The following is a 3,609-nucleotide window of genomic DNA, read 5'->3' on the forward strand; positions in this document are numbered from 1 at the left end:
ATGGACGGGGTATCAACATATCTGGCGTTGACTTTTGGCACGCTGTTGAGTTCTCAAGGAACGGACGCTTCCTTTGTACTCACCCGCAGAACACTCTCTGGGGCTTTCCTCCGGGCGCTTCCCTTCGGTCTTGCGTTTCCGACTCTATCAGACTCTTTCGTGTCCGATTCCCGGTCGGCGGGTCCCCTGCCAGGCAGGAGATTTGTTACTGCGCTTTCCAGTTCTCCGCTTTCGCGTTTCCCTTTCCGGCGAGTCCGACTTTATCAGAAACATTTCGGCCGAACGAATCGGCTTCGTGATTCGAATAAGAGGTCGGAAGAGGCTCCACGGAAATCGATTTCCGGTGAGAGCGAGAGAGATTCTAAACGTTCACGCCCGAACATGTCCAGTTCGGGCCAACCGTTTGAATCTACCTCCCCACGCGCACCATGTCAATGGGTTTGTGGGCGAAGAGGACAGTAGCAGGTCACAGCGGTCCCCTGCACATCAGGCGGCGGCCGGGAGCTCCGCACTGCGATCGGCCTCGTCCACGTCGCCCGTCTCACCAGCGCGGGCCGCCCTCCCGCCCAGGATGTAGACGTAGGCAAGAAACGCCAGTTCAGCAACGATGCCAATGGTGATGCGCCCCCAGGTTGGCAGGCCCGAAGGGGTCACGAAGCCCTCGATCACGCCCGCGACGAAGAGGACGAGCGCCAGGCCGATGGCCATGCCGATGGCCGCCCGCCCCTGCTGGGCGAGGGCCGTACGGCGGGTCTGTGGGCCGGGGTCGATGACCGTCCACCCGAGGCGCAGGCCCGTGCCGGCGGCGACGAAGACGGCCGTGAGTTCGAGGAGGCCGTGCGGGAGGACCAGGCCCAGGAACACGTCGAGGCGTCCGGCAGAGGACATCAGGCCGATGCCGACGCCCAGGTTGAGGACATTGAGGAAGAGGATCCAGATGACCGGGAGGCACAGGAACGCGCCCAGCGTGAGGCACATGGCAGCGGCCTGCGCGTTGTTCGTCCAGACCTGGGCCGCGAACGAGGCTGCCGGATGGCTCGAGTAGTAGGTCTCGTACTCACCGCCGGGCTCGGTCATCCGACGCAGGTCCTCCGGGGCGCCGATCGCCGCCTGCACCTCCGGATGGGTACCGATCCACCAGCCGATGATCGCGGCCAGAACGGTGGAGAGGACCGCGGTCGGTATCCACCAGTGGCGGGACCGGTACACGGCCGCGGGGAAGCCGGCGGTGAGAAAGTGGACGACGTCGCGCCAGCCGGCCCGTCGGGTGCCGGTGACGACGGCACGCGCCCGTGCCACCAACTGGGTGAGCCTTGCAGTCAGCGTGGGGTCGGGGGCGCTGGACTGGATGAGGGACAGATGGGTGGCAGTGCGTTGGTACAGGGCGACCAGTTCGTCGGCCTCGGCCCCGCTGAGGTGGCGGCCTCGACGCATGAGGTGGTCCAGGCGGTCCCACTCGGCACGGTGGGCGGTCACGAAGACATCGAGGTCCATGTTCGGCTGCTGCTCCAGGCACTGGGTGCGTACGGTCCGTACTACTGCGGCGCGCTGCGGGTCAGCTTGGCAGACTGAGGAATCGCGGGGCAGGGAAGGTCGACAGAACCGAAGGGCGGCAGCAGTGAGTGGGCTTGTGACGGGGGACGCGGTCGTACTCGGCCTGCAGCCGGCGAGGCTGCCGAGCCGGGCGCTCGCCCTCGTGATCGATCTTGTGGTGGTGGGGGCGGCGTACCTCTTCATATCCATCGGGCTCGCGGTGGCAACGGCGTCGTTGGACGAGGCCGCGGTGATGGCCGTTTCGATCGCGACGTTCCTGCTGGTGCTCGTAGGGGCGCCGATCGCCGTGGAGACGCTCAGTCATGGGCGCTCGCTCGGAAAGCTTGCCTGTGGACTGCGTGTGGTGCGGGACGACGGCGGGCCGATCCGGTTCCGGCATGCGCTGGTCCGGGGAGCCGTGGGGATGGTCGAGATCCTGATGACGTTCGGGATCATCGCCTGCATCGCGTCACTCGTCTCGGCGCGGGGGCGGCGCATCGGTGATGTGTTCGCCGGAACGCTGGTGGTGCGCGAGCGGGTGCCTGCGGCGCGCGGCGCGATGGGAGTGCCCCTGCCGCCACCCTGGCTCGTCGGGCGGTTCGCCCAGCTCGATCTGTCGCGTGTGCCCGACGATCTGTGGCTTGCGATACGTCAGTACCTGACACGGATGCGGCAGCTGGACCGGGCCGTGAGCTGGTCGATGGCGCAGCGGTTGGCAGAGGATCTGGCGGCGCGTACGGGGGCGCCGGTTCCGGAGCGGGTGCCGCCGGCCGCGTATCTCGCGGCGGTGGTGAACGAACGGCAGGCGCGTGATGCCCGGCGGGCATTCCGCGCCGGTGGCGCGGCCGGGCCCGGAGGCCCGGCCGCCGGGGCGGAGACCGCGGGGGCACCGGTTGCCGGACCAGGGACGGCGCTCGCGGCGGGGACGGGAGTCGGGGGCGGAACGGGGCCGGCGGGTGTGGCTGCCGGATGGGCGGCACCGGGCTCGGCTGCGGGGGCGCAGACCGGTTCGACGACGCCGGTCGTGGCCGGGACGACCGGCACGGCCGGGACGGCGGCGAGTGCAGGGGCCGCCGGGGCGAAGGTCAGTGATGACGAGGGGCCGACGGCGGCCGCTGCCACGGGGTTCGCACCACCCGCGTAACGGGTTCTGAGGGATCAACGGGTCCAGGGATCAGGAGAACACCGACGGCGGGGACTCGAGCTCCTCGAGTTCGATGCCCGGTGCCGCGAGGACCACGTCCCCGGCGATGTGGACGGTGTGCCGCTCCCCCGTGTCCAGGGCGCTGACCTGGTATTCATCCACCGTCAGAAGGCCGTTGTCAGTGGCGTGCGCTTCACTCTTCACCAGGGCCCAGGACTGGTCGAGCGTGCGGGGGGCGAGGACCGGGTCCGTGAAGGCGACCAGGCGCACCCGGGTCGCCGGGGCATGGGGGGTGAGGCGCAGCAGACGGGCAGTGGCTACAAGGAAGGCGGGGGAGGTGCCGGTGAAGGCATGGGCGCGGACATTGCCTTCCGTGGCATGGGTGCCTGTCGGGTCGGTGCGGACCCAGGTGACGCCCTCCAGGGCGGCGCCGCGCACCTGCCAGTCCGCTGCGTGCAGTTCGAGACGGATGGGGCGGCCGAGCTCGTCGAGGGCCAGATCGACAGAGCCGGATTGATCGCCGGAGGGAGTGATGATCCTGGAGACGTAACGCCAGCCGGAGGGGCCGGGGGCGCATTGGAAGTGTTCGTCGCCGAGGGGGGTGCGATCGTGCGGATCGTGGAGCGAATAACGGCCGCGGGGCATGGGGGCGTTGGCGTCCTTGTGCGGTGAGGCCCGGGGACGGGGAGACGTCCTGGCCGGAGCCGTGCGAGGAGGGTACGGGGCAGGCCCCCGACACGGGGGTGCGGGGGCCTGCCTGGTACCGATGGGTGCCTGCCGCTGAGCGCGTCAGCAGCAGGTCCGGGGCGATCGTGTGCTGATCTGCCGCTGATCCGTGGTGGATCGGCGGCGGTGGGTCAGTAGCGGTAGTGGTCGGGCTTGTACGGGCCCTCGACGTCGACACCGATGTACGCCGCCTGCTCCGGGCGCAG

At 69.2% G+C, this 3,609-nt stretch carries 4 protein-coding genes; 1 reads left to right on the plus strand and 3 read right to left on the minus strand.

Going from position 1 to position 3,609, the window contains the following annotated elements:
* Positions 1 to 486 precede the first annotated feature (486 nt).
* A complete protein-coding gene (locus ACFYWI_RS38305) occupies positions 487 to 1,494 on the minus strand; it encodes a stage II sporulation protein M (protein WP_389240779.1) in 1,008 nt (335 codons plus the stop codon).
* Positions 1,495 to 1,618: 124 nt separating this feature from the next.
* On the opposite strand from ACFYWI_RS38305, the gene ACFYWI_RS38310 reads away from it, so the two are divergent.
* The gene (locus tag ACFYWI_RS38310) at positions 1,619 to 2,677 is read left to right on the plus strand and encodes an RDD family protein (RefSeq protein WP_389240781.1); all 1,059 of its coding nucleotides are present in this window, start codon (positions 1,619 to 1,621) and stop codon (positions 2,675 to 2,677) included.
* 30 nt (positions 2,678 to 2,707) lie between these two features.
* Here the strand turns inward: ACFYWI_RS38310 and ACFYWI_RS38315 are convergent, their stop codons facing one another.
* On the minus strand, positions 2,708 to 3,322 hold the full coding sequence (locus ACFYWI_RS38315; RefSeq protein ID WP_389240783.1) for a hypothetical protein: 615 nt from the start codon (positions 3,320 to 3,322) through the stop codon (positions 2,708 to 2,710).
* A 212-nt stretch (positions 3,323 to 3,534) separates the two neighbouring features.
* Positions 3,535 to 3,609: adenosylhomocysteinase (locus ACFYWI_RS38320; protein WP_389232602.1), on the minus strand; the 75-nt coding region annotated here is incomplete at its 5' end.

Origin of the sequence: Streptomyces sp. NPDC002889, from assembly GCF_042888425.1 — a bacterium.
Lineage (GTDB): Bacteria > Actinomycetota > Actinomycetes > Streptomycetales > Streptomycetaceae > Streptomyces.

Excerpts from the sequence above, each read along its gene's own strand:
- ACFYWI_RS38305 (WP_389240779.1), bottom strand. The coding sequence starts at position 1,494 with ATGGACCTCGATGTCTTCGTGACCGCCCACCGTGCCGAGTGGGACCGC.
- ACFYWI_RS38315 (WP_389240783.1), bottom strand. The coding sequence starts at position 3,322 with ATGCCCCGCGGCCGTTATTCGCTCCACGATCCGCACGATCGCACCCCC.